Below are 25,406 nucleotides of genomic sequence, written 5' to 3'. Positions count from 1 at the left end.
TGCGAACAGGCTCCGGAGCGGGCGAGGTTCAGCCGAGACTGTCCCGCCACGCTCGGTGCAGCTCCGCGAAGCGCCCGCTTCCGGCGATCAGATCCTTGGGGCTGCCATCCTCGACGATCCGCCCGCGGTCCATCACCAGCACCCGGTCCGCGATCTCCACCGTGGACAGCCGGTGCGCGATGACCACCGCCGTGCGGCCCTGCAGCACGGTGTGCATGGCCTGCTGAACGGCGCGTTCACCGGGGATGTCCAGCGAGGAGGTGGCCTCGTCGAGGATCAGTACGGAAGGGTCGGCGAGCAGCGCGCGGGCGAAGGCGACCAGTTGGCGCTGCCCGGCGGAGATACGGCCGCCGCGCTTGCGGACGTCCGTGTCGTAGCCGTCGGGCAGGGCGGCGATGAAGTCGTGCGCGCCGATGGCTTTGGCGGCCCGCTCGATCTCCTCCATCCCCGCGTCGGGGCGGCCGATCGCGATGTTCTCCGCCACCGTGCCGGAGAAGAGGAAGGCCTCCTGCGTCACCATCACCACCCCGCGGCGCAGCTCCGGCGCGGCCAGGTCGCGCAGATCCACACCGTCGAGCAGGACGCGGCCGCTGGTCGGGTCGTAGAAGCGGGCGAGGAGCTTGGCGAGGGTGGACTTGCCGGCGCCCGTGGTGCCGACGACGGCCACGGTCTGACCGGCGGGCAGCACCAGGCCGAAGCTCGGCAGCACCTCCCCGCCCGTACGGTAGGCGAATCGCACGTCCTCGAAGACGACCTCGCGACCGGGGCGGTCCGCCGGCCGGCCGGGCAGCCGCCGTGGAGCGGCGGGCTCGGGCACGGAGGGCCGCTGGGCGAGCAGGCCGGCGATCTTCTCCAGTGACGCGGCCGCCGACTGGTAGGAGTTCAGGAACATGCCGAGCCGGTCGATCGGGTCGTACAGCCGCCGCAGATAGAGCACGGCCGCGGCGAGCACGCCCAGCTCCAGGCCACCGGACGCCACTCGGTACGCGCCCCACAGCACGATCGCGGCCACGGCGACGTTCGCCACCAGCCGGGAGGAGACCACGTAGCGGGCCATCTCCAGGATCGCGTCGCCGTTGACGCGCTCGTGCCGGTGGTTGAGCGTACGGAACTCGGCGTTGTTGGGCCGCTCACGCCGGAACGCCTGGACGGGCCGGATGCCGTTCATCGTCTCCGCGAACTTCACGATGACGGCGGCGATGGCGGTGGACCGCTTGCGGTAGACCCGCATGGAGCGGCGCTGGAAGGACCGTACGAGCAGATGGAGCGGCACGAAGGAGAGCAGCGCCGCCGCGCCCAGGCCCCAGTCGAGATACAGCAGCAGCACCCCGATGTAGACCACGGACAGCCCGACGCCGAGCAGTTCCTCCAGGCCTTCGTTGAGGAGCTCGCGCAGCGACTCCACGTCGGTGGTGGCGCGCGAGATGAGCCGGCCCGAGGTGTAGCGCTCGTGGAAGTCCAGGCTCAGGGCCTGCGCATGACGGAAGATCCGGCCGCGCAGATCGAGCAGCACGTCCTGGCTGACCCGGGCCGAGGCCTGGATGAAGGCGTACTGGAGCGCGCCGGAGGCCAGCGAGCAGAGGAGATACCCGGCGGCGACGGCGGCCAGGGGTCCGTAGGCGCCGTGGCGCAGCGCCGGTACGGCCTGGTCGATGGCGAACGCGACCAGCAGCGGGCCCGCGTTCACAGCGGCCTGCTGCACGAGCAGAAGCACGGCGGCCAGCCAGACCCGCAGGCGGTACGGCCGCAGCAGGGAACCCAGCAGCGCGCGGGACGCCCCCTTGGGAGCGGGCAGCACATCGCGGTCGAAGGGGTCTTCCTTCCCGGAGGGAGGGTCCGACGGCCGGGCGTCGGCGGGGGCCTGGTCCTCGTGCGCTGTCGCCCCCGGCCCGGCGTGCTCGTCCTCCCGGTTGGCGCCGGAGGCCTCGTCACTGCTTCCGTCGTCAGCTGAACGGCCGGATTCCATCGTGGTCATCGGTCGAAGCCCCCTTCCGCTGCGGGCCGGTCACCGTCAGCCGGGGCGTCGGCGGCGGTGCGCTCGGCCGGGCCGCCGGACAGCAGCAGCCGGTACTCGGCGTTGCTGTGCAGCAGTTCCTGGTGCGTGCCGACCGCGGCGATACGGCCGCCGGACAGCAGGGCCACCCGGTCGGCCAGCAGCACGGTGGAGGGGCGGTGGGCGACCACCAGTGCGGTCGTCGTCGCCAGCACCTGCCGCAGGGCGGTCTCCACCAGAGCTTCCGTATGCACATCGAGCGCCGACAGCGGGTCGTCCAGAACCAGGAAGCGGGGGCTGCCCACCACCGCCCGCGCCAGCGCGAGCCGCTGCCGCTGCCCACCGGACAGGCTCAGGCCCTGCTCGCCGACCGGCGTACGTGCTCCCTGGGGGAGGGCGTGCACGAACTCCGCCTGGGCGATCTCCAGAGCCCGTACGAGCTCGTCCTCACCAGCGCCGTCCGCGCCCATCAGTACGTTCTCCGCGGCGGTGGCGGAGAACAGGGTGGGCTCCTCGAAGGCGACGGCGACCAGTTCGCGCAGCCGGGCACGCGGCATGAGCGCGATGTCCTCGCCGTCCAGGGTGATCCGGCCGCCGGTCACCTCGTGCAGCCGCGGGACGAGAGCGGTGAGGGTGGTCTTGCCGCAGCCGGTGGCGCCGACCAGGGCCATGGTCTCGCCGGCCTGGATATGGAGGTCGATGCCGTGCAGGATCGGGGTGGAGTCCGGTGCCGCGTCGGGGTAGCGGAACTCCACCCCTTCGAAGCTCATCCCGCCGTCAGCCGGTGCACCGCCGGCCTCCGGGGACCCCGGGAGGGCCGCCCGTAAACCCTGGGTTTTCGCGCCGGACTCCGGGGAGCCGCCTGCCACGAAGGCCGAGCCGCGAGCGTCCACCGTCTCCGGGTGATCCATGACCTCGAAGAAGCGCTGTGTGGCCGTCGCCGACTCCTGGCTCATCGCCAGCAGAAAGCCGATCGACTCCACCGGCCAGCGCAGCGCCAGCGCCGTGGACAGGAACGCCACCAGCGTGCCCGCGGACAGGCCCCCGTCGGCGACCTGGACCGTGCCCAGCACCAGCGCCGCCCCGATGGCGATCTCCGGCAGTGTCATGATGAACGCCCAAATCGCCGCCAGCAGCCGCGCCTTGTGCAGTTCCGTACCGCGCAGTCGCCGCGACAGCGCGCGGAAAGCCCGCGCCTGGCTGCGGTGCCGGCCGAAGCCCTTGATGATGCGGATGCCGAGCACACTCTCCTCGACGACCGTCGCCAGGTCGCCGACCTGGTCCTGCGCCCTACGGGCCGCGAGCGAGTACCGCGACTCAAACAGCGAGCACAGGATCACCAGCGGTACGACCGGACCGAGCAGCACCACCCCGAGCGCCCAGTCCTGGCTGAGCAGCAGGACGAACCCCACGACGATCGTGGTGCCGTTGACGAGCAGAAACGTCATCGGAAAGGCCAGAAACATCCGCAGCAGCTGCAGATCCGTGGTGGCCCGCGACAGCAGCTGCCCCGACGGCCAGCGGTCGTGGAAGGAGACCGGGAGCCGCTGCAGATGGCGGTAGACATCCGCCCGCATGGCGGCCTCCACCGATGCGAGCGGCCGTGCCACAAGCAAGCGCCGCAGCCCGAACAGCCCGGCCTCCGCCATCCCCAGCAACAGCAGATACGCGCCGCCCAGCCACACCCCGCCCGGATCGCGGTCGGCCACCGGCCCGTCCACCATCCACTTCAGCACCAGTGGGATGACCAGACTCAGGCACGACGCCACGACCGCCACGACCGCCGCCGTGAACAGCCGCGCGCGCACCGGGCGGACATACGGCCACAGCCGCAGCAGGGACCGCACGGCGGAGCGTGGCGCCTGGTCCGGCTCGGACTCCGGCTGCGACTCGGATTCCGGCTCTGGGCGCGTGGCAGACAGCAGCATCAGCAGTGAGACTACGGTTCACCACTGACAGCGCTCACCTGATTTCTGCGCCAATGAGGTGACGGCCGCTCGGCGCTGCGCTACTCCTGAACCGCCCGCAACAGCAGCACCGACCGTGCGGGCACGGCCAGTTCGTGCCCCGCCTCGTACACGGTCCCCGGCGGCTCCGACTGGTCCTCCCGCGAGGTGTCCACGACCAGCTCGTACGCCGTGGCCCACGGCTGGGCCGGAAGGGTGAAGGCGACCGGCTCATGGCCCGCGTGCAGCACGACGAGGAAGCTCTCGTCGGTGATCTGCACGCCCTGGGCATCGCGCTGCGGAATGTCGCGGCCCGAGAGGTACATGCCGAGTACGGACCGGGGCGCGTACCAGTCCGCCTCGGTCATCTCCCGGCCCTCCGCAGTGAACCAGGCCAGGTCCTGCAGCCCGTCCGGGCTCTGCGGCCGGCCGGAGAAGAAGGCGCGGCGGCGCAGCACCGGATGCGCGTGGCGCAGCGCGGTGATCCGGGACGTGAGCTCATGCAGCGCCCGCCAGCCGGGATCCTCCGGCAGCGACCAGTCCACCCAGCTCGTCTCGTTGTCCTGGCAGTACGCGTTGTTGTTGCCGCCCTGCGTACGGCCCATCTCGTCGCCCGCGACGAGCATCGGTACGCCGGTGGACAGCAGCAGCGTGGTCAGCAGGTTGCGCAGCTGGCGGCGGCGCAGGGCGAGGATGTCCGGGTCGTCGGTCTCGCCCTCCGCACCGCAGTTCCACGACCGGTTGTCGTTCGTGCCGTCGCGGTTGCCCTCCCCGTTGGCCTCGTTGTGCTTGCCTTCGTAACTGACCAGGTCGCGCAAAGTGAAGCCGTCGTGGGCGGTGATGAAGTTGACGGAGGCGTACGGGCGGCGGCCGCCCCACGCGTACAGATCGCTGGAGCCGGACAGCCGGTAGCCGAGATCCCGTACGTCCGGCAGGGCGCCGCGCCAGAAGTCGCGTACGGCGTCGCGGTAGCGGTCGTTCCACTCCGTCCACAGGGGTGGGAAGGCGCCGACCTGGTAGCCACCGGAGCCCACATCCCACGGCTCGGCGATCAGCTTCACCCGCCGCAGGACCGGGTCCTGGGCGATGACGGCGAGGAAGGGCGAGAGCATGTCCACGTCGTGGAAGGAGCGGGCGAGAGCGGCCGCCAGGTCGAAGCGGAAGCCGTCGACGCCCATCTCGGTCACCCAGTAGCGCAGCGAGTCGGTGATCAGGCGCAGGACGCTCGGCTGCACGACGTGGAGGGTGTTGCCGCAGCCGGTGTAGTCGGCGTAACGGCGCGGGTCCTGCTGGAGGCGGTAGTAGCCGCGGTTGTCGATGCCGCGCAGGGAGAGGGTGGGGCCCAGCTCGCCCGCCTCAGCTGTGTGGTTGTAGACCACGTCGAGGATGACCTCGATACCGGCGGCGTGCAGGGCGCGCACCATCCGCCGGAACTCGCCCACCTGCTGGCCGCGGGTGCCGGAGGCTGCGTAGGAGGCGTGCGGGGCGAAGTAGCCGATGGAGTTGTAGCCCCAGTAGTTGCGCAGGCCCCGGCGCAGCAGATGGTCCTCGTGGGCGAACTGGTGTACGGGCAGCAGCTCCACGGCCGTCACCCCGAGCCGGGTGAGGTGCTCGATCGCGGCCGGGTGCGCGAGCCCCGCGTACGTGCCGCGCAGATGCTCGGGTACGCCCGGGTGGCGCATGGTGAAGCCGCGGACGTGCAGCTCGTAGATGACGGAGTCCGCCCACGGCGTCTTGGGGCGGACGTCGTCGGCCCACTCGTCGGGGCCGTCGTCGTGTACGACCACGCCCTTGGGGACGTACGGCGCGGAGTCGCGGCCGTCGCGCACGGTGTCGGCGATGTGCTGCTCCGGCCAGTCCCGTACGTGTCCGTAGACCTCGGGGGGAAGCGTGAAGTCCCCGTCGACGGCGCGGGCGTAGGGATCGAGGAGCAGCTTGGCGGGATTCCAGCGGGCGCCGGTCCAGGGGTCCCAGCGGCCGTGCACGCGGAAGCCGTACCGCTGCCCGGGGTGGACGCCGGGGACGAAGCCGTGCCAGATCTCATGCGTCAGCTCGGTCAGCGCCCAGCGGGCCTCCCTGCCGTCGTCGTCGAACAGGCACACCTCGACGGCCTCCGCACCGCCTGCCCACAGCGCGAAGTTCGTCCCGGCCACCCGGTCGGTCCCAACGCGGAACCGCGCCCCCAGCGGCTGCGGACTCCCCGGCCAACTGCTCCCCTCTTGCCTGGCTCGGCTCGCCTCCGGGCGCTTGGACCCGGCGCCGACGCTCTCCTCCAGCCTTCGGCCGGGTGGGGGCTGGGGGGGTGCCCCCACGACAGCTGCGCTCTGTCGCTCGTTCCTCGCTCCGACGCCTGGTCTCTGGGGGCACCCCCAGCGGTAGTCCTCCTGGGCCTGACGGCCCGGGAGGTGCTCCCAGGAGGATTGCGGCACCGGCGCGCCCTTTGGCTCGCTCGCCGTGAGGTCGTCCTCGGAGGCGGTGGGGGCAGCGTCAGCGGCCGCCGCCTGGGCCGACCCGTGGCCGTTGGATCCGGCCGCGTCCGTGCTGGGACCGTCCGCCGGGGGTCCGTGAACTGCCTTCTGCTCGGCTGCGCTCGACACGTGTTCGCCTCCGGCGGCTCGCGGATGGGCTCCTCCGCGCCGAGGGGCGGGAGGGACGGTCCGGACCACGCCCCGGCCGCTCGGCTGGGGAGGGCACCCGGCGTCCCGGCCGTGCGCCCCGATTCGTGGTCCTCCACCTGTTCTGCCCGGAACCGGCCGGGCGCTCACGTTTCCCCCGCGGGGTCTGATCGTTGGGTCCGGCGTGGGACAGGTAGTGATGCGCGCTGCGCGCGTAGGACGGCTGCTCGCCGTCCTGCCGGCCCTGGCCGCGGTGGCCGGCTGCGGTTTGTCGGGTCTTGTGCTGGGCGGCCCGCCGCGGTTGCCGGATCAGGCCATCAGGGTGAGTCCGGCGGACGGGGCCAAGGGCGTACGGGCCACCGCGCCCGTTGAGGTGTCGGTGCCGGAGGGCCGGCTGGAGTGGGTCCGCGTGGTCGAGCTCGGCGTCGGGGTCGGGGACGCGCGCGACCCGCGTTCCGTTCGGGGGCGTATCAGCGGGGACGGAATGCGCTGGCGGTCGGCGGCCGGCCGGCTCGCGCTCGGTGGCAGGTATGTCGTGGACGCGGTCGCGGTGGACGGGCAGGGCCGCCGCGTCGCCCGCCACACCGCCTTCACCACCTTCGTCCCCGAGCACCTCTTCATCGGCTCCTTCCGCCCCGAACACCGCTCCACCGTCGGCACCGGCATGATCGTCTCGTTCGACTTCAACCGGCCCGCCGCGAACCGCGCCGCCGTCGAGCGCGCCATCCGGGTCCGCGCCAGGCCGCCGGTGGAGATCGCGGCCCACTGGTTCGGCGACACCCGGCTGGACTTCCGGCCCCGCAGGTACTGGCAGCCCGGCACCGAGGTGACCGTACGGCTGCGGCTGCGCGATGTGAAGGCGGCGCCGGGCGCATACGGCATCCAGCACAAGACGGTGCGCTTCACCGTCGGCCGTAGTCGGACCAGCACAGTCGATGTGGCCGCGCACACCATGACCGTGCATCGGGAGGGCAGAAGGCCGGTCGTCCTGCCCATCACCGCGGGCGAGCCCGGCAATGCCACCTACAACGGGAAGATGGTGGTGATGGAGCGGCACCAGGTGACCAGGATGGACGGGGATACGGTCGGCTTCCATGGGGAGTACGACATCCCGAATGTGCCGCACGCGCTGCGGCTGACGACCTCGGGGACATTTCTGCACGGCAACTACTGGGCCGCGCCGAGCACGTTCGGCTCGGCCAACACCAGCCACGGCTGCATCGGCCTGCGTGATGCGGTGGGCGGCGATGCCATGACCCCGGCGGGCTGGTTCTACGCCAACTCCCTGGTGGGGGACGTCGTCGAGGTCGTAGGCAGTGACGAACGCGTCGTGGCGCCCGACAATGGACTCGGTGGCTGGAACATGCCGTGGGAGCAGTGGCGGGCGGGCTCGGCCCTCCACTGACCGCGCCGGCTGATCCCGCGTCGGGAACCGTACCCATCGGGATTCACGCCGCAGTTGGGACTGACCCGTGACAATCCGGGGGATCTCTCAGTGACGGCGGTGTGGTTGTCTATCGACGTGTGCGCACGTTATCGCACATGGGGGAGCGGGCCGGACCGCGGGAGCGGCCGGTGCGAGGGGAGTGCACTGTGAACGTTCAGGCGATACCGGGCGTGCCGGGCGGACGGAGGCGGCCGTGGAGCCGCCGGGGGGGCCGGGGCAAGGGCCTGCTGCCCCTGCTGCTCGGCGCGTTGCTGGTGACGGTCACCGCGTGCGGCGAGGCGGAGGACTCCGGTTCGCGCCACCGCGACGGGACCGTCGACACCAAGAACCCGCAGGCTGTCGTGAGGATCACGCCGAAGGACCGGGCGGACGGCGTGGAGACCACCGGCGCGCTCAAGGTCACTGCCGAGAAGGGCAGGTTGACCTCCGTCCAGGTCAAGGACGCCAAGGGCAACAAAGTCCCCGGGAAGATCACCGAGCGCGGCACGCTCTGGAAGCCAGCGGGCCATCTGGCCGCCGCCACCAAGTACACGGTCGACGCCGTCGCCAAGGACTCCGCGGGCCGGGAATCGGCCGAACACGCCACCTTCACCACCCTCGTTCCGAAGAACACCTTCATTGGCTACTTCACGCCGGAGGACGGCCAGAAGGTCGGCGTGGGCATGCCGGTGTCGATCAGGTTCAGCCGGGGGATCACCGCCCCCGAGGCCGTCGAGAAGGCGATCAAGGTCACGGCCAAGCCGTCCGTACCGATCGAGGGCCACTGGTTCGGCAACGACCGGCTGGACTTCCGGCCGGAGAAGTACTGGGCGCCCGGCACCAAGGTGACGCTCAGCCTGAACCTCGACGGGGTCGAGGGCAGGCCCGGCGTGTACGGCAAGCAGGCCAAGGACGTCACGTTCACCATCGGTCGCAGCCAGGTGAGCACCGTCGACGCCAAGAAGAAGGAGATGACCGTCGTGCGTGACGGAAAGGTGATCAAGACCATCCCGATAACCTCGGGTGCCCCGGCCCACACCACGTACAACGGTCAGATGGTGATCAGCGAGAAGTACCGGGTGACGCGGATGAACGGCGACACCGTGGGCTTCGGGGACGAGTACGACATCAAGGACGTGCCGCATGCGATGCGGCTGAGCACCTCCGGCACCTTCATCCACGGCAACTACTGGGCGGGCCGGGCCACCTTCGGGAATGCCAACGTCAGCCACGGCTGCGTCGGGCTCTTCGACGTACGCGGCGCCGGCGACAGCTCCACCCCGGCCGCGTGGTTCTTCCGCCACTCCATCATCGGTGACGTGGTGATCGTGAAGCACTCGAAGGACAAGCAGATCCAGCCCGACAACGGCCTCAACGGCTGGAACATGGACTGGGACGAGTGGAAGGCGCCGCAGTAGTCGGCGCCAGGCGGGGGAAGAGCCCGATGTTGTGATCAACCGCACCGGGCTCTTTCCCGTGAACGACCGCTAACCTGCGGGCATGACTGTGCATCTCGAGGTCGCCGACGGCGTCGGCACCATCCGCCTGGACCGCCCGCCGATGAACGCGCTGGACATCGCCACCCAGGACCGGCTGCGCGAACTCGCCGTGGAGGTGACCCGCCGCGAGGACGTACGCGCCGTGGTCCTGTGGGGTGGCGAGAAGGTGTTCGCGGCCGGCGCGGACATCAAGGAGATGCAGGCCATGGACCATGCGGCCATGGTGGCCCGCTCCCGTGACCTGCAGGAGTCCTTCACCGCCGTCGCCCGTATCCCCAAGCCTGTCGTCGCCGCGGTCACCGGCTACGCCCTGGGCGGCGGCTGCGAGCTGGCGCTGTGCGCCGACTTCCGGATCGCCGCGGACAACGCCAAGCTCGGCCAGCCGGAGATCCTGCTCGGCCTGATCCCGGGCGCGGGCGGAACCCAGCGCCTGGCCCGGCTGGTCGGCCCGTCCAAGGCCAAGGACCTGATCTTCACCGGCCGGCATGTCAAGGCCGACGAGGCGCTGGCCATCGGGCTGGTGGACCGGGTCGTTCCGGCGGCGGAGGTGTACGAGCAGGCGCACGCGTGGGCCGCGAAGCTCGCACTGGGCCCGGCCATGGCGCTGCGGGCCGCGAAGGAGTCCGTGGACGCCGGGCTCGAGACGGACATCGACACCGGGCTGGCCATCGAACGCACCTGGTTTGCCGGGCTGTTCGCCACGGAGGACCGCGAGATCGGTATGCGCAGTTTTGTCGAGGAGGGTCCCGGCAAGGCCAAATTCCGCTGACCGGCCGGTACTTCCTCGCGTGCCGACGGCCTGTCCCTGGCCGCGCTGCCCCATGCGGGCGAATGGACGGGCCGTAATCGAACCGTAAGGAAGAACCTTTCGGCACACTCGGCGATCATCTGTGTGCACTGCGTCAGTGCAGCTCAGCCGACGGTACTGGTGAGTCAGTTGCAGCTGGTATATGACGCAGGCTGGGTGGGAACCGGGGATTCCGTCGAGCGTAATCCCTTGGTTCCATCCCGTGACGCCTTCTGGGCAGCCATGATGGGGGCATGCCGGGCCTGGAGGGTATGGAGCAGCCTCAGCGGCGCGCCAGTATGGCCGCTACGCGGTGGGTGCCATCGGTCGATGATGAACGTGCGCGCAGAGCACTCGAACTCTTCGGCAATCCGACAGTTGACGAAGTGCGGCTCCCCTCGCGTCCTGAATCCGCCGGTGCCGCCCGCCGGTTGACGCAGTCGGTCGTCCTCCGTCAGTGGGGGCTGGATCCCGAGCTCGCCGAGCGTGCGGTGCTGCTGGTCTCGGAGCTGGTCGGCAACGCCGTACGGCACACCGGGGCCCGTACGTTCGGGCTGAAGATGCTCAAACGCCGCGGGTGGATCCGTATCGAGGTGCGGGATCCGTCCCGCGGTCTGCCGTGTCTGATGCCGGTGCAGGAGATGGACACCAGCGGCCGCGGGCTGTTCCTGGTCGACACGCTCTCCGCCCGGTGGGGCGTGGATCTGCTTCCGCGCGGCAAGACCACATGGTTCGAGATGCGGATCAGCGACCGCTGAAGGCTCCCGGGACCCGGATAGACGTGTAAATAGTGAGACCACTTCCTGTCTGTCCTTGAATGGCCGTGTGACCTCACTGACCGTCCGTGCACTCATATTCCTCGCCGTGCTCCTCGCCGCCGCGGGCGCCGGCTGCTCGTCCGCCGCGACCAAGGGCCGTACGCCGGCCCCCGCCGCCAGGCCGAGCGGCTCTCCGACGCCGGTGGCGGACCTGGGGCTGCCGGGCATGCCGCCGCTGCTCGACCCCCGTGACGTGTACGCCGCCGACCGGCCGAACCAGCTCTCCCCGGTGGTCAAGGACTTCCCCTCCCGGGTGTATGTCCCGAATACCAACTCCGACACGGTCTCGGTCGTCGACCCGAAGACGTACAAGGTCATTGAGACGATCAAGGTCGGAATCCAGCCGCAGCACGTCGTCCCGTCCTGGGACCTGAAGACGTTGTGGGTCAACAACAATCGCGGCCACACCCTCACCCCGATCAACCCCGCGACGGGCAAGGCGGGCAAGCCGGTCGACGTGCACGACCCGTACAACCTCTACTTCACGCCCAACGGCAAGTACGCCGTCGTGATGGCCTCTCTCGACCGGGAGCTGGTCTTCCGCGACCCTCACTCCATGGCGGTCAGAAAGACCGTCCCCGTCCCCTGCTGGGGCGTCAACCACGCCGACTTCTCCCCGGACGGGCGCTACTTCATCGTCTCCTGTGAGTTCTCCGCTGAACTGCTGAAGGTCGACACCGCGAAGATGAGGGTCCTCAGCAAGCAGCGGCTGCCCTTCCCGGGGGCCATGCCGCAGGACGTGAAGATCTCGCCGGACGGGAAGACCTGGTACATCGCCGACATGGTGGCGGACGGCGTCTGGGTGCTCGACGGCGACAAGTTCACCACTCCGAAACTGCTGCCCACCGGTAAGGGCGCGCACGGCCTCTACGTCAGCCGCGACTCCCGCTCGATGTACATCTCCAACCGCGGCGAGGGGACCGTCTCGGTCTTCGACTTCGCCCAGAACAAGCTGACCAAGAAGTGGCGCCTGCCGAACGGCGGCAGCCCCGATATGGGCGGAGTCTCCGCGGACGGCAAGGTCCTGTGGCTGTCGGGCCGTTACAACTCGGAGGTGTACGCCATTGACACGCACACCGGGAAGCAGCTCGCCCGTATCCCGGTCGGCAGCGGTCCGCACGGCCTCGCCGTCTATCCCCAGCCCGGCCGCTACTCCCTGGGGCACACCGGCATCTTCCGCTGAAGCGCGGGCACCAGCGGCAACCACGCATCACCTTGCCGATAATCTGTTCGCGTCAAGCAGGTCATGGGCAAAGGGGTGGACCAGTGGCGGACATCGAGGCGGCGCGGCGGGCGTTCGAGCGGTACGACCTCAACGGGGACGGGCTGATCTCGGCTCGCGAGTACAAGAGCGTCATGGCTCAGCTGGGTGACCCGTTCGTCACCGAGACCGTCGCCCAGGCCATCATCAACAACGCCGACAGCGATGGCGACGGCCTGCTCTCCTTCGACGAGTTCTGGGCGATCCAGCAGAAGCAGGACTGAGCGGCAGCAGAACCCCTGCGCCCGGCGCCGGGCCGCGTCAGCGGCGGCTGTGGCGCTGCGTACTCGCCCGCCGTCTGCGGTCGTTGCACAGCAGGCACTTGCCGTAGCCGGGCGGCAGCGGGTCCTCCGGATCCCCGTACAACGGATCGACGGCGCCACGCGGATGCTCACGGCACCCGGTGGCGCCGTGCTCCTCGGACAGCGCCTGGGCGTAGCCCAACGCGCGCCGCAGGACGTCCACGAGCTGGTCCGCCTGGTGGGCCGACGGCGAGGCGTCGAGAGTGAAGGCGATGTCGGAGGCGGTGCTGAGCGCGGTCCGCAGTTCGCGCAGGTCTGCGTAACTCATGCTGCGAGCGTAGGCGTCGCCACTGACAACGACCGGTGGGCTCATTCCCCGTCCGCCAGCCGGCGGGACAGCGGAGTCAGAGCGAGGTTGAGGGCCGCCGCCGACGTGATCGCGCTCAGCGCGATGCCCCACGCGATGGGCCCCAGCGGGGTGCAGCCGAAGAACTGGCTGACGCCCGGGGTCTGGATGATGGCCGCCAGGACCGCCGCGGAACCCAGGCCCGCGGTAAGGACATTGCGGTCCAGGCCGCCCGCGGTGAGGGTCTGCGCGAGCTGGGTGCCGACCACGGCCGCCAGCGCGACCGTACTGGCACGGCGCTGCCTGCCGGTCAGCCGCGCGGCGCCCCATGCCAGCCCGGCGCCGAGGGTGGTGGTGCTGCCGCGCACCAGCATGTCGTACGTCAGCTGGGCGCCCAGCGACTGCTGCGGTCCCTCGCGCAGCAGCCGTTCGCCGATGTCCTCCGTCGGCTCGCGCACGGCGATGGCCAGCGCCGGAGCGAGGTCGGTCAGCAGGTTGACCAGCATGATCTGACGGGCATTCAGCGGCGCGCTGCCGGTCAGCGCCGAGGCCAGCACGCTGAACGTCACCTCGCCCAGATTGCCGCCGATGAGGATCGCCAGGGCCGCCCGTACCGACGCCCACATGGCGCGGCCCTCGGTCAGGGCCGCGATGATCGTCTCCAGGCGGTCGTCGCTGACCACCAGATCGGCGGCCGCCGTGGCGGCCGGTGTGCCGCGCCGCCCCAAAGCGATGCCGACGTCTGCGAGGCGGATGGCGGGAGCATCGTTGGCGCCGTCGCCCGTCATCGCCACCACCCGGCCGAGCCGCTGGTACGCCTGGACGATACGGACCTTGTGGTGCGGGCTGCAGCGGGCGATCACATCCACGGTCGGCAGCCGCGCGTCCAACTCCGCGTCGTCGAGCCCGTCCAGCTCGGGGCCGGTGGTGACCGTCAGCTCCTTGTCCTCGAAGACGGTGGCCGCGATGGCGTCGGCGGTGGCGGGATGGTCGCCGGTCAGCATGACGATGTGCACCCCGGCCCTGCGCAGCCGGGCGGTCGCGGGGGCCGCACTGGTACGGACCGGGTCGGCCAGGGCGATGAACCCCAGGAAGACCAGGCCGTTCACGGTGTCGTCGTCGAGCTCCTCGTCCTGGCGCATGGTGCGTTCGGCGACGGCGAGGATGCGACGCCCGGCACCGGCGAGCGTCTCGGCCATGGCGGAGAGGTCCTTGCGGGCGGCGTCGTCGAGGGGGACGGTCCTGCCGTGCACATGCCGGTATCCGCAGCGGGCCACCACGTTCTCCGGTGCTCCCTTGACGCTGAGCAGTATGCCGCGCGACGTACGCCCGGCCGTGGCGTGGTACGCGCGGGACGGCTCGAAGGGCAGGGAGTCGGTGCGCTGCCAGTGGGGCGCCCCGTGGCGTACGGACACATGCGCGCGCCGGGCTCCGGCAGCCACCGCCCGGTCGGTCTGGTGGGCCATGGGCTCGGCCTGCCGCGCGGGCGGAGTGGCCCGCAGGGCCGCGGCCAGCACATCCTTCTGCGACTTGCCGAGCCGGTCCACGGGGAGGGCTTCCTCGCCGTCGCTGACGGCCGCCAGCTCCAGGTGTCCCTCGGTGAGGGTGCCGGTCTTGTCGAAGCACAGCACATCCGCCCGGCCCAGCGCCTCGATGGTGCGCGGATTGCGGACCAGCGCGCCGCGGTCGGCCAGCCGCCGGGCGGCCGCCAGTTGGGCCGCGTTGACCAGGAACGGCAGTCCTTCGGGGACGGAGGCGACAGCCAGGTTGACGGCGGAGGCGAGGGTGTCGGTCAGGCGGTGCCGGTGCAGCAGCCCGGCCGCGGTCACCGCGGCCGCGGAGCCCAGCGCCAGCGGCAGTCCGGCCCGCGTCAGCGAGGTGAGGCGGGCCTCCACGCCGGTGACCGGAGCCGCCCGGCGGGCGGTGGCCATGCTGCGCCCGACCTCGGTCGTCGCCCCAGTGGCCACCACCACGGCCACAGCCCGGCCGGCGGAGATCGTGCTGCCCTCGTAGAGCATGGAGTGCCGGTCCGCGAGGTGCGTGGCGATCACCGGCACCGGATCCTTGCGCACCGGCAGGGACTCGCCGGTCACCGAGGACTCGTCGACTTCCAGGCCTTCTGCCTCCAGCAGCCGGCAGTCGGCGGGCACCACGTCCTCGGGCCGCAGCACGATGATGTCGCCCGGCACCAGATCCCCGGCGGTGACCAGCCGTTCAACGCCGCCGCGGCGCACCCGCGCGCCGATCGCCGAGCGGGCGAACAGGCCCGCCAGGGCGCGCTCGGTCCGGACCCGCTGAAAGCCGCCGACGAGTGCGGAGGTGCTGGTGATCGCGGCCACCAGCGCGGCGTCCGTACGCGACCCCACGGCGGCGGCCAGCGCGGCCCCGGCCGCCAGCACAGGCGTCAGCGGGTTGGCCAGCTCATCGACGAACGCGTGCGGAAGCGTCGTACGCGCCGGCTCGCCCGCCCGGGGCCCGATCCCGGCGCGTTCCGCGGCCTCCTTCGGGGTCAGGCCCTCGGGCCTGGTGCCCAGCCGCTCCAGCACCCTGGATGCGGGCATCAGATGCCAGGGCGTGGTCCCGGCGGCCGGGGCGACCGGGCGGGCCAGCAGCTGCCGGGCACGCCACACACCCAGACAGAACGCGATGGACGCGGCCGCGTTGCCGGCCGCCGCGCCCCGCGCGGTCGCCCGCTCCGGAGCGGCCTGCACGGCGGCGACCGCGCCGATTCCGCTGCCGCTCGCGGCCAGTACGAAGCTGTCGTGGTCCGCCCGGGCGGCCACGCCGACGGCGTCGACGATCAGTGCGGCACTGTCCAGATGCGCGCCGACCAGCAGATGCGCGCCCCATGCCGGAGGCTGGCCGGCGTGGTGCACACCGATCCCGCAGTCCGAGGCCCCGAGTGCCCGGCGGTTGCCGGACACCAGCAGCACCACGGCGCCGTCCGCCTGCAGCGACCGCACCGACGCCACCAGCCGGCGTCCGGCGGGGACCACCACGTCAGCGAAGGCGAAGGCCGGGACGGGCCGGTCGCTGGCGAGCACCACCCGCACCCCGGACCGGCGGGCGGCCGCCGCCACCGCCTCCGCTGCGGGGGCCGTCTGTACGGACAGGCCCACCACGGCCTGCAGCTGCCGCCCCTTGGCCAGGCCGAGCACCCGCTCGCTGCCCTGCCGCCGCAGCTGTGCCGCCGCCTGCCGCCCGGTGCGTCCCGTCAGATCCAGCTTCTCCAACGGCCCGAGCATCCAGCCGTCGTCGTGGAGGTCCTTGTCGGTCGCTTCGGGATCGAACAGTGCGAAGAGCCGCTCTGCCGTCTCCTCGGGCTCAGCGCCGTTCAGCAGTTCCAGGTCGGTCAGCTCGTAGCGCTCGCCGCCCAGCGCCGCCTCGTCCAGCACCACGGTGTCGACCTGCCCGAGCCGCCGCAGCGCGGAGCGGTCCATGGCGATCACGCCGCGCAGTGACAGGTACCGGCCGAGCGTGGTCGCGAAGCCCTCCCGCCCGGTCCCCGGTGCCTTCGGCACCGACGCCAGGGCGACGGCGAGCCCGCGCCGTGGACCGGCGAACGGTACGGCCAGTGCGCCGGCGGCCGCACCGGCGGCCATGGCCCGCTCGGCATAGCGCGCGACCGCGTCGTGGTGGACCGGTCCGGGCCGCTCCACCACGATCGGCTCAGCCGCCGCGTCATCCGGTCCGCGCACCAGCCGCGGCTCGGCCGCCGCCCAGATGTCGCGCTCCGCGGTTGCCTCCCGCCACTGGGCCAGCCTCAGGACCACATCGACCACCAGGCCGACGCCACGCGTGGCCACGCCCTGAGCCAGCGCGCTGACGACCGGCAGGACCGATTCGGCCGGCTCCTCTCCCGGCAGGCTCTTGGAGACCAGGCCACGCAGCCGCGGATGGTGCTGGAGTGCTCCGGCCAGCGCCGCGACTTCTGCGGGGAGCGGCGCCCAGGGCGCCAGGCGTGTCAGGACGGTGATGCCCAAACCCACGGCGTCCGCGGCGAGAACGGAGACCGACTGCCGGGTCCGCGGCCCCTCGCTCGGGTGGTGCGGCTCCGGGAGCCACTCGTCGTGCTCGTGCACCGTCAGCGCATGAGCACGGGTCTCCGCCTGCGCGACCAGCGAAATCAACTCACGCTGCGGGGGTGGCGGGGTCGCCAGTGCCACCACGACGCGCTCGGACGGCGCGTTCACGCGGGCCCACAGCACTCCCGGATGCTGCTCGAGGGTCTGCTCCACGGGGCGCGCCACCCGTTCCCCACCGGGGCCCCGCACGCCGCGGACCTCGATGTAGCAGCGGCCCGGGCGCGCCCACACCGCGCGCTGCGGCCATCCGACAACCTGGCCGACGACACGTCCGGCCAGGTCCACCGCTTCGCGCGCCCCCGCTGTCAGACCGCCCCCGAGGGGGCCCAGCAGGGGCAGTGTGGGCATACGTATCCCTGTCATCGGTGACATCGACGGTCCCCTCGGACATTCCTGAAAGCCCCGCGTTCCCTGACCGGCCCGATGTACACCAGAAGCCACAGAACTAGAATTGTCGGTGTGAAGTGGTTCTCGACGAGCCATGGGCGGATGTGAGATTCGTGACCACTCCCACGACTCGAAAAACGAAGCGCCCCGGGACCGCGCAGGCCTCGCGTACGTCCTCCGCCGCGGCGAAGGCCGCAACCACCAGGTCGCGGGCAGCGGCGAAGACGACTCCCGCGAGGACAAGTGCCACCAAGACGACCCGGAAGACGGCTGCCGCGAAGGCGGCTCCGGCGCGTACGGCCAAGGCCCCGGACAGCGGTGGCGGCCGCACCATCACCTTCAGGCTCCCATCGCGGCCGTCGCTCCCGTCGCTCGGCCGTGTCGCGAACGGTGCGGCGAACGCGGCGCTGCTGCCGGTCGCGGTGGCCCGCAAGGTGCTGCCCGCCAAGGGCGGTCTGCCGGTCTACCTCGGGCTCGGCGCCCTGGGTGTCGCGGACGTGCTCGAGTGGCCGGTAGCGATCGGGATCGGCCTCGGGTACGCGGTGCTGCGCCGCAGTGGCCAGCTGGCCCCGGCGGCCCCGGCAAAGGCGTAGCGGCAGGCAGACTGCCGGCCAGGGCGCCGTACGAGGCGTGCCCGGGGTCCGGAACGGAGGCGATCCTCAGGCGGCCGTCTCGGCCGCACGGGCGGTGACCCGGATCTTCGACTGGCCGTGCGGGCGCTGCTCCCAGTCCTCCATGAGCCGGGCGGCAAGGCCATGCCGCTCGGCCAGGCGCACGAGTGTCTCGGTGCGGTAGTAGAAGTCCTCGCGGAGCACATGGTGCTCGGTGGCCTCGGTGCGGTCGAAGGTGAAGTCGAAGAAGCCGCCGGGCGCGAGCACCCGGCCGACATGGGCGAGGCATTCGTCGATGACGCGCAACGGCGAGTGGGAGAACACGCTGTGCGCGTGCACCACCGTGAACCAGCCGCTGGGCAGGAAATCCAGGGTCAGATCGTCGGCGATGGTCAGATACGGCAGCTTGTGCTGCAGGCCGTAGCGGACCAGAGTCTTCTTCGCCTCGATGAGGATGTCCGGGGAGATGTCGATCCCGTAGTAGTGGCCGGGCTCGAGATAGTCGATGAAGCGCCACCCCGCCCGCAGATTGCCGCAGCCGATCTCGAGCATCCGGTCGTGGGGCCCCAGTCCGTGCTCGACGAGATAGTCGAACTGCATCTGCCCGAGCGCCAGCCACCGCTGCTTCGACCTGCTGCCGACCGCCGCGTCCGCGCTGCGGGCGGCATCCGAGGCCATCACGGCCCGGTAGTACGACACATGGTCACGGTGCTTGGCGCGCAGCCACGCGTCGCGCGCGGCGCGCCGCAGATGCTGCGGAATACGGTGCGGATTCCGCAGGGCGTAACTCACCTTGTGCCCGAGGCCGGTCCGGTTCCTCAGCAGACGGCCCGAAGCAGGCGTCTTAGGCATGGCGGCTCTTCCTGTCCCGAGTGACGAACCCTTCCAGAGAGTATTCGAGACGCATACCCGCATAGAGTCCTTCCGGCATCTGATCTGACCCCGATGGCTCTTGGACGTCGCTCGCCGCCTTTCCCGGCGGAGGGGCTATACGTGCGGCCGAGGTGTATCGGCCCTTTCCCAGCCGGCCTTGACCTTTTTCGGTGGGGCTGCGTAAACGCCGTTGCGCCGTTCGTGAGGGTATTGAGCCGGCTGGGTGACGCTCGAATGCAAGAGCCGTCCGAGTGTGAATTCTCAAGACGCAGGCGTCGCGCTCCGATGAAATTCGAGGAAGTTGACATGGCTTCCACATCATCACTCGATCGGATCCTAAGGAGTGTTGAATGCGTCCTGATGTCAGGACCCAACCCACGCCGCGCTCCAAGAGGCATGCGTGGCGGGCCGGTGGCCTCATCCTGCCGCTGGCTGTCTCACTGGCGGGGTTCGCGGGTCCCGCGTTCGCCGCGCCGCACAGCAGGCCCGCGCCGGCGGCCTCCGCCCCGGACCCGGACTGGGACGGTAAGACGTGGTCATCCGGGTTGCCAGGCTCGCACGAGAAGGGCGGCGCGTCGGACCAAGGGGCCCACCCGGGCGGTGGAGGCGACCCGCGGCCGAACCACGGCAAGCACGGTAAGGGCAGCGGGAGCGGCAGCAAGACCGGCAGCAAGACCGGCAGCGGCAGTAAGACCGGGAGCGGCAGTAAGACCGGGAGCGGCAGCAAGACCAGCAGCGGCAGCAAGACCGGGAACGGCAGCAAGACCAGCAGCGGCAGCAAGACCGGGAGCGGCAGCCAGACCGGAAACGGCAGCGGCAGCAAGACCAGCAGCGGCAGCAAGACCAGCAGCGGCAGCAAGACCAGCAACGGCAGCAAGACCGGGAGCGGCAGCGGCAGCAAGACCAGCAGCGGCAGCAAGACCAGCAGCGGCAGCAAGACCAGCAGCGGCAGCAAGACCAGCAACGGCAGCAAGACCAGCCAGGGCAGCAAGACCAGTAAGACCAACAAGGAGCAGACCGCTTCTTCGAGTTCTCCCACCGCGTCGTGCAACGCCGACGACGCCTACGCTCCCGCGGACGCGTTCGGCAACCACCCCGAGGATGTCTGCGGCGCCACGATTTCCGCCGAGGGCAATGACGCGTGGGTGAAGGCCACTACCACCGACGGGGTGGTCTGGCGGCTGCACTGCGATGCCACGGACAACACTCTGACCTGTCCCGACCCGGATGACAGCGAGGATGACCAGGTGTGGCGGCAGCAGCCCTCGCAGGAGGGGCAAGGGACCCAGGGGAACGCCCAGGACACGGCCGAGCAGCAGAACACGGCCGGCAGGAAAGAAGCGGGCCAGCACAAGCCCTCGTTCAAGCAAGTGCACAACAACTCGGCCATGAAGCGACTCCAGAACACGGGCCGCTAGAACCGAGGACCCGAACGGCATTCCCGGACCCAGTCGGGAAGCCGACGACGCGTGCCGTGCCCGGCAGCCGGCCGGGCACGGCACGCGTCGTTCCGCAGCTCGCCCAGTGGAGCGGTACACAGCCGAGATGCCAGTCCGTAACGGACATGCCAGGGTGGAGTTCGGGGTCGCTGATTCGGCCATCCGGGTCAGCGGCGAACCTTCACACCCGTAGGAGCCCGACATGGCCAGTCACGTTGGCGGAATGCGAGCTGGGACACACGAACGGACCGCCGAGAGTGCATGGGCGGCCGGAGGGACTGCGGTGGCCGCCGTCCTGATGATCTTCGGTGGCATCATGGCGATCTTCGCGGGCATCTCCGCGATCGCCCAGGACGACGTCTTCGTCACCACCCACAACTACACATTCCAGTGGAGCCTGACGAGTTGGGGCTGGACGCACCTCATCCTGGGCATCGCCATCGCGCTGGCCGGCTTCGCGCTCTTCAGCGGCGCTATGTGGGCCCGCGTTGCGGGTGTCGTCCTGGCCGGACTCGGCATGATCGCCAACTTTGCCTGGCTGCCCTACACGCCGGTGTGGTCCATCGTGCTGCTAATCGTGGACGGCTTCATCATCTGGGCCCTGTGCGCCCCGCGCCGCCCAGCCCAGGCGGCCTAGCCCCCTCGCCTCTGCGGGCGGTCCGGTCCACCGGGTCTGCGTCAGCCCCGGCCGCGTCCGGGGCTGACTCCGACTCCAGCAGCACCTCCGGAATCACAGGCCTGGGGAATGGCTCGGTCAGAGACGCCGCACATGGTCGGCCTTAGCCAGTGGCACGCAGCTCCTGGACGGTGTAGTGACCGGTTGCGACCCCAATCGCAGTCGCGTTCGCCGCGTGGGCTGCCTCGATGTCGCGGGGAGTGTCGCCGACGACGTATACCTCGGTTCGGGTCAAGTCCCGTGCGTGCAGCCGAGCGGCCTTGGCGATCGCCAGCCGAGTGACCTCCACCCTGTCCGGAGAGTCCGAGCCATAACCCGGCCGACCTGCGGGTCGGTCTCTCCGGCTGAGGTGTGCTCACCGATGTCGGCGGTACGGCACGCGGCCCGAGCGCCGACGATGAAGGGCGTGAGCGAGGTGTCGCGGTGGTTCGGCTCTCTGGATGACCCCGGGCATAGGAGCCCCACGCAGGTGCGGATCTTCCGGCGGCTCCGTAGGCGCGACCCGGAGCTTTCCGCGCTACGACGAGCGGGCCGAGCCGGGGTCGTCGTGCCCGCGGCCGTCGCTACGGCCCTCGAGCTGATCGGCGACCCTACCGTTGCCCTCTTCGCGGCTTTCGGCGCCTTTGCGACCTTGGTGTTCGTCGACTTCTCCGGACCCCTGCGCGAACGGCTGTCGGCGCAGTTCAGCCTGGTGCTGGCCGGAGCGGTACTGGTCTGCCTGGGAACCCTGGCGTCCCAAGCGGTCTGGGCCGCAGTGGCTGCCACCTTCCTCATCGCGTTTCTCGTGCTGTTCCTCGGTGTCGTCAGCTCGGTGCTGGCCAGTGCGACGACCGCACTCCTGGTCAGCTTCATCCTGCCGGTCACGCTGCCCGGCTCGGTGAGTTCACTCCCGGACCGGCTCGGCGGCTGGTTCCTGGCCGGCGCGGCATCACTGATTGCCATCGCCGTCCTGTGGCCTGCACCGGTCCGCGAGCCGCTGCGGTTGTCGGCCGCTCAGGCATGCGCGTTGCTGGCTCGGCGGCTGCGCGCGGAGGCCGACTGCGTTCACGGAGGCTTTGAGCCGAAGCGCAGAGCGGCCGTCAAGGGACCGCAACAGCGGTCAAGATGATCTGGACCGCGGACCTCATCGACGCCGTCCGACGCCTCCAAGCGGTGCTTCTGGCGCCCGCGCGAGCAGCGTCTGCGCAGTGCCTGCCCCGGTCATGGCTCGCCGGACACCGGATCTCTCCCACTCCGATGTGGACTCAGCACGGATAGAGCCGGCGTCTCCGTCAGCACTCGGTGACGTTCACCGCGAGGCCGCCGCGGGCCGTCTCCTGAGCTGAGTGCTCAAACCTTGGTGACCTCGACGGCGGGCCCGCACAGCAGGGCGACATCCTCGGGGTCGGAAGTGAGGACGGTGACGGGGCCTGGCGCGGCGCGTGCGACGACGGCGAGGACAGCGTCGATCGCGTGCTTGTGGCCGTGGAGGTGGTGGCTGCGGAGCAGCGCGGCGGCCTGGTCCGCCACGCTCTTCGTGACGTCGTGGACGTCGATGCGGGAGAGAACCCACCGGATGCGGGCGGGATGAACGTGCTTGTAGTCGGCCTCGAGGGTGGTCATTGCGGTCGTAGCCACCCGCATCCCCTCCTCCAGAGCAGCCTGTACGAGGGTCACGACGACGCGATCTTTGAGGTAGAGCTTCGACAGGCCCTCGCTGTCCAGCAGCAGCGTGCCGGGCATCAGGCGGCGGCTCCGCCCGAGCTGCGGTGGTCATGCCGCAGCAGGGCGCGGGCCGCTTCGACCTCGTCTCGGGAGAGCGGGTCGTTGTCGGTCTCGAAGTCGGCGACAATCTCGCGGAGCTTGTCCATGGCCACCCGGTGCTCCAAGGCTTCAGCCACGTAGGCGGAGAAGCCGCCGGGGCCGACATGGGCACGTACGGTTTCGGCGAGGTCTTCGGGAAGGCTGATCGAGTACTTTTTGCTACCGGCCATGAACCGCATCCTACCACTGGTAGTAAGACCTTTGGTGTCGTGTTCGGTGGCCGGTTTCCGGTTCACGACCTCGCTGTCGGACCGGTCTGAGAACCCGGGATGCGAGTCCCCACTTCCTCAGCACTCGATGACGTTCACCGCGAGGCCGCCGCGGGCGGTCTCCTTGTACTTGACCTTCATGTCGGCGCCCGTCTCCTTCATGGTCTTGATGACCTTGTCGAGAGAGACGTGGTGCCGGCCATCGCCCCGCAGGGCCATACGGGCCGCGGTGACAGCCTTCACCGACGCCATGCCGTTGCGCTCGATGCAGGGGATCTGAACCAGGCCGCCGACCGGATCGCAGGTCAGGCCAAGGTTGTGCTCCATGCCGATCTCGGCGGCGTTCTCGACCTGCTCCGGCGAGCCGCCCAGCACCTCCGCGAGGCCGCCGGCCGCCATCGAGCACGCGGAGCCGACCTCGCCCTGGCAGCCGACCTCGGCGCCGGAGATGGAGGCGTTCTCCTTGAAGAGCATGCCGATGGCTCCGGCCGCCAGCAGGAAGCGGACGATGCCTTCCTCATCGGCGCCGGGAACGAAGTTCAGGTAGTAGTGCAGCACGGCCGGGATGATGCCCGCGGCGCCGTTCGTCGGGGCGGTGACGACACGGCCGCCCGCCGCGTTCTCCTCGTTGACCGCCATGGCGTAGAGGGTGACCCACTCCATGGCGTGCGCCGCCGGATCGCCTTCGGCCCGCAGCTGCCGCGCCGATGTCGCGGCCCGTCGGCGGACCTTCAGCCCGCCGGGGAGGATGCCCTCGCGGGACAGGCCGCGGGCGACGCACGCCTGCATCACATGCCAGATCTCCAGCAGGCCGTCGCGGATCTCCTCCTCGGTGCGCCACGCCTTCTCGTTCTCCAGCATCATGGCCGAGATCGACAGGCCCGTCTCGCGAGCCAGGCGCATCAGCTCGTCGCCCGTACGGAAGGGGTATTTCAGCACCGTGTCGTCGAGCTTGATGCGGTCCTCGCCGACCGCGTCCTCGTCGACCACGAAGCCGCCGCCGACCGAGTAGTAGGTCTTCTCCAGCAGCGGCAGCCCCTCGGCGTCGTACGCGAAGATCGTCATGCCGTTGGCGTGGTACGGCAGCGAGCGGCGGCGGTGCAAGATCAGGTGCGTCGACTCATCGAAGTCGATCTCGTGGACCGGGCCGATCTCCGCGCCCAGCAGGCGGATGCGCTTGGAGCCGCGGATGCGCTCGACCTCGTCGTCGGCCGTCTCCACGTCGACCGTGCGGGGGGAGTGGCCCTCCAGACCGAGCAGGACGGCCTTCGGGGTGCCGTGGCCGTGGCCGGTGGCGCCGAGGGAGCCGAAGAGCTCCGCCCGCACCGAGGCCGTCTGTACGAGCAGACCGTCCCTCTTCAGACGGCCGACGAACATGCGGGCGGCCCGCATGGGACCGACGGTGTGCGAGCTGGACGGTCCTATGCCGATGGAGAAGAGGTCGAAGACGGAGATGGCCACGGGCGGGCTCCCTTGTCTGCTCGTGGTGGTGTGCGGGGCTGGTACGGCGGGGGTGGTTGTACCGGGCGGGCGTACGCGTGGGGCTGTACGCCTACGGGGCGGCGGTGCGGCGAGGGGCACCGGCTCCGACCAGGGTGCACGGTCGTACGCCGGTGCCCCCTTGTGCGCTGCCCGGCTTACTTGCTCAGGCCGGGGTACAGCGGGTGCTTCTCGGCCAGCGCCGTCACGCGGGCCTTCAGCGCCTTCACGTCGTACGACGTCTTGAGCGCCTCGGCGATGATGTCCGCGACCTCGCGGAAGTCCTCCGCCTGGAAGCCGCGGGTGGCCAGCGCCGGGGTGCCGATCCGCAGACCCGAGGTCACCATCGGCGGCCGCGGGTCGTTCGGGATGGCGTTGCGGTTGACCGTGATGCCGACCTCGTGGAGGCGGTCCTCGGCCTGCCGGCCGTCCAGCTCGGAGTTGCGCAGGTCCACCAGGACCAGGTGTACGTCCGTACCGCCGGACAGTACGGAGACGCCCGCCTCGGCGACGTCCGGCTGCCCCAGCCGCTCGGCGAGGATCCTCGCGCCCTCGAGCGTGCGCTGCTGGCGCTCCTTGAACTCCTCACTCGCCGCGACCTTGAAGGCCACCGCCTTCGCCGCGATGACGTGCTCCAGCGGGCCGCCCTGCTGACCGGGGAAGACCGCCGAGTTGATCTTCTTCGCCAGCTCGGCCGTGGAGAGGATGACACCGCCGCGCGGGCCGCCCAGTGTCTTGTGCGTCGTGGTGGTCACCACGTGCGCGTGCGGTACGGGGTTCGGATGCAGGCCCGCGGCCACCAGGCCGGCGAAGTGCGCCATGTCGACCATGAGGTACGCGCCGACCTCGTCCGCGATCCGGCGGAACTCGGCGAAGTCCAGCCGGCGGGGGTACGCCGACCAGCCCGCGAT

21 protein-coding genes are annotated in these 25,406 nt (G+C 70.7%); 10 read left to right on the top strand and 11 right to left on the bottom strand.

Features of this window, described 5'->3' with window-relative positions; translation table 11 throughout:
- Positions 1-28 precede the first annotated feature (28 nt).
- The 3 genes from ACY34J_RS16290 to glgX form a co-directional block, all read right to left on the bottom strand.
- Entirely contained in the window at positions 29-1,975 is a 1,947-nt protein-coding gene (locus ACY34J_RS16290; protein WP_462727208.1) for an ABC transporter ATP-binding protein, read from the bottom strand.
- The gene (locus tag ACY34J_RS16285) at positions 1,972-3,921 is read right to left on the bottom strand and encodes an ABC transporter ATP-binding protein (RefSeq protein ID WP_462727207.1); all 1,950 of its coding nucleotides are present in this window, start codon (positions 3,919-3,921) and stop codon (positions 1,972-1,974) included. The genes ACY34J_RS16290 and ACY34J_RS16285 overlap by 4 nt, the downstream gene beginning before the upstream one ends.
- Before the next feature lie 80 nt (positions 3,922-4,001).
- Positions 4,002-6,215 carry a glycogen debranching protein GlgX gene (gene glgX, locus ACY34J_RS16280; RefSeq protein ID WP_462727266.1) on the bottom strand — a complete coding sequence of 738 codons (2,214 nt, stop codon included), beginning with the start codon at positions 6,213-6,215 and terminating at the stop codon, positions 4,002-4,004.
- A gap of 538 nt (positions 6,216-6,753) precedes the next feature.
- Between glgX and ACY34J_RS16275 the strand changes: the two genes are divergently transcribed.
- From ACY34J_RS16275 to ACY34J_RS16250, 6 genes are all read left to right on the top strand, one after another.
- Complete coding sequence (locus ACY34J_RS16275) at positions 6,754-7,959, top strand: L,D-transpeptidase (RefSeq protein WP_462727265.1); 1,206 nt, start codon at positions 6,754-6,756, stop codon at positions 7,957-7,959.
- Between the two features lie 188 nt (positions 7,960-8,147).
- A complete protein-coding gene (locus ACY34J_RS16270; protein WP_462727206.1) occupies positions 8,148-9,398 on the top strand; it encodes a L,D-transpeptidase in 1,251 nt (416 codons plus the stop codon).
- 82 nt (positions 9,399-9,480) lie between these two features.
- A complete protein-coding gene (locus tag ACY34J_RS16265) occupies positions 9,481-10,248 on the top strand; it encodes an enoyl-CoA hydratase/isomerase family protein (RefSeq protein WP_462727205.1) in 768 nt (255 codons plus the stop codon).
- Positions 10,249-10,520: 272 nt separating this feature from the next.
- Positions 10,521-11,024 carry an ATP-binding protein gene (locus ACY34J_RS16260; RefSeq protein WP_462727204.1) on the top strand — a complete coding sequence of 168 codons (504 nt, stop codon included), beginning with the start codon at positions 10,521-10,523 and terminating at the stop codon, positions 11,022-11,024.
- Positions 11,025-11,091: 67 nt separating this feature from the next.
- Entirely contained in the window at positions 11,092-12,267 is a 1,176-nt protein-coding gene (locus ACY34J_RS16255) for a YncE family protein (RefSeq protein WP_462727203.1), read from the top strand.
- Between the two features lie 83 nt (positions 12,268-12,350).
- On the top strand, positions 12,351-12,569 hold the full coding sequence (locus ACY34J_RS16250) for an EF-hand domain-containing protein (protein ID WP_462727202.1): 219 nt from the start codon (positions 12,351-12,353) through the stop codon (positions 12,567-12,569).
- A gap of 37 nt (positions 12,570-12,606) precedes the next feature.
- On the opposite strand, the gene ACY34J_RS16245 is transcribed toward ACY34J_RS16250, so the two are convergent.
- Both ACY34J_RS16245 and ACY34J_RS16240 read right to left on the bottom strand, forming a co-directional pair.
- The gene (locus ACY34J_RS16245; protein ID WP_462727201.1) at positions 12,607-12,915 is read right to left on the bottom strand and encodes a hypothetical protein; all 309 of its coding nucleotides are present in this window, start codon (positions 12,913-12,915) and stop codon (positions 12,607-12,609) included.
- 41 nt (positions 12,916-12,956) lie between these two features.
- Positions 12,957-17,366, bottom strand: coding sequence for a cation-translocating P-type ATPase (locus ACY34J_RS16240; protein ID WP_462727200.1), 4,410 nt, complete (start codon positions 17,364-17,366; stop codon positions 12,957-12,959).
- A 152-nt stretch (positions 17,367-17,518) separates the two neighbouring features.
- Here ACY34J_RS16240 and ACY34J_RS16235 point away from each other — a divergent pair, with 152 nt between their 5' ends.
- A complete protein-coding gene (locus ACY34J_RS16235; protein WP_462727199.1) occupies positions 17,519-17,998 on the top strand; it encodes a hypothetical protein in 480 nt (159 codons plus the stop codon).
- A 66-nt stretch (positions 17,999-18,064) separates the two neighbouring features.
- On the opposite strand, the gene ACY34J_RS16230 is transcribed toward ACY34J_RS16235, so the two are convergent.
- Positions 18,065-18,868: a class I SAM-dependent methyltransferase gene (locus tag ACY34J_RS16230; RefSeq protein WP_462727198.1), complete on the bottom strand. Its 804-nt coding sequence runs from the start codon at positions 18,866-18,868 to the stop codon at positions 18,065-18,067.
- Between the two features lie 371 nt (positions 18,869-19,239).
- Between ACY34J_RS16230 and ACY34J_RS16225 the strand changes: the two genes are divergently transcribed.
- Positions 19,240-20,307 carry a hypothetical protein gene (locus ACY34J_RS16225; protein WP_462727197.1) on the top strand — a complete coding sequence of 356 codons (1,068 nt, stop codon included), beginning with the start codon at positions 19,240-19,242 and terminating at the stop codon, positions 20,305-20,307.
- Between the two features lie 244 nt (positions 20,308-20,551).
- Entirely contained in the window at positions 20,552-20,965 is a 414-nt protein-coding gene (locus ACY34J_RS16220; RefSeq protein WP_462727264.1) for a DUF7144 family membrane protein, read from the top strand.
- Between the two features lie 142 nt (positions 20,966-21,107).
- Here the strand turns inward: ACY34J_RS16220 and ACY34J_RS16215 are convergent, their stop codons facing one another.
- Entirely contained in the window at positions 21,108-21,293 is a 186-nt protein-coding gene (locus ACY34J_RS16215) for an HAD hydrolase-like protein (protein WP_462727196.1), read from the bottom strand.
- 258 nt (positions 21,294-21,551) lie between these two features.
- Here ACY34J_RS16215 and ACY34J_RS16210 point away from each other — a divergent pair, with 258 nt between their 5' ends.
- The gene (locus tag ACY34J_RS16210; RefSeq protein ID WP_462727195.1) at positions 21,552-22,112 is read left to right on the top strand and encodes a hypothetical protein; all 561 of its coding nucleotides are present in this window, start codon (positions 21,552-21,554) and stop codon (positions 22,110-22,112) included.
- A 221-nt stretch (positions 22,113-22,333) separates the two neighbouring features.
- On the opposite strand, the gene ACY34J_RS16205 is transcribed toward ACY34J_RS16210, so the two are convergent.
- The 4 genes from ACY34J_RS16205 to ACY34J_RS16190 all read right to left on the bottom strand — a co-directional run.
- Positions 22,334-22,726, bottom strand: a complete 393-nt coding sequence (locus ACY34J_RS16205; protein ID WP_462727194.1) for a DNA-binding protein — start codon at positions 22,724-22,726, stop codon at positions 22,334-22,336.
- On the bottom strand, positions 22,726-22,977 hold the full coding sequence (locus ACY34J_RS16200) for a hypothetical protein (RefSeq protein WP_462727193.1): 252 nt from the start codon (positions 22,975-22,977) through the stop codon (positions 22,726-22,728). The genes ACY34J_RS16205 and ACY34J_RS16200 overlap by 1 nt, the downstream gene beginning before the upstream one ends.
- A gap of 117 nt (positions 22,978-23,094) precedes the next feature.
- Positions 23,095-24,477 (bottom strand): L-serine ammonia-lyase, encoded by a 1,383-nt coding sequence (locus ACY34J_RS16195; protein ID WP_462727192.1) that lies wholly within the window; start codon positions 24,475-24,477, stop codon positions 23,095-23,097.
- Positions 24,478-24,653: 176 nt separating this feature from the next.
- Positions 24,654-25,406: serine hydroxymethyltransferase (locus ACY34J_RS16190; protein WP_462727191.1), on the bottom strand; the 753-nt coding region annotated here is incomplete at its 5' end.

Source organism: Streptomyces sp. HSS9-12 (assembly GCF_054963655.1).
Note: the sequence above shows the minus strand (reverse complement) of the source record. Positions and strands in the feature narration are given on the sequence as shown.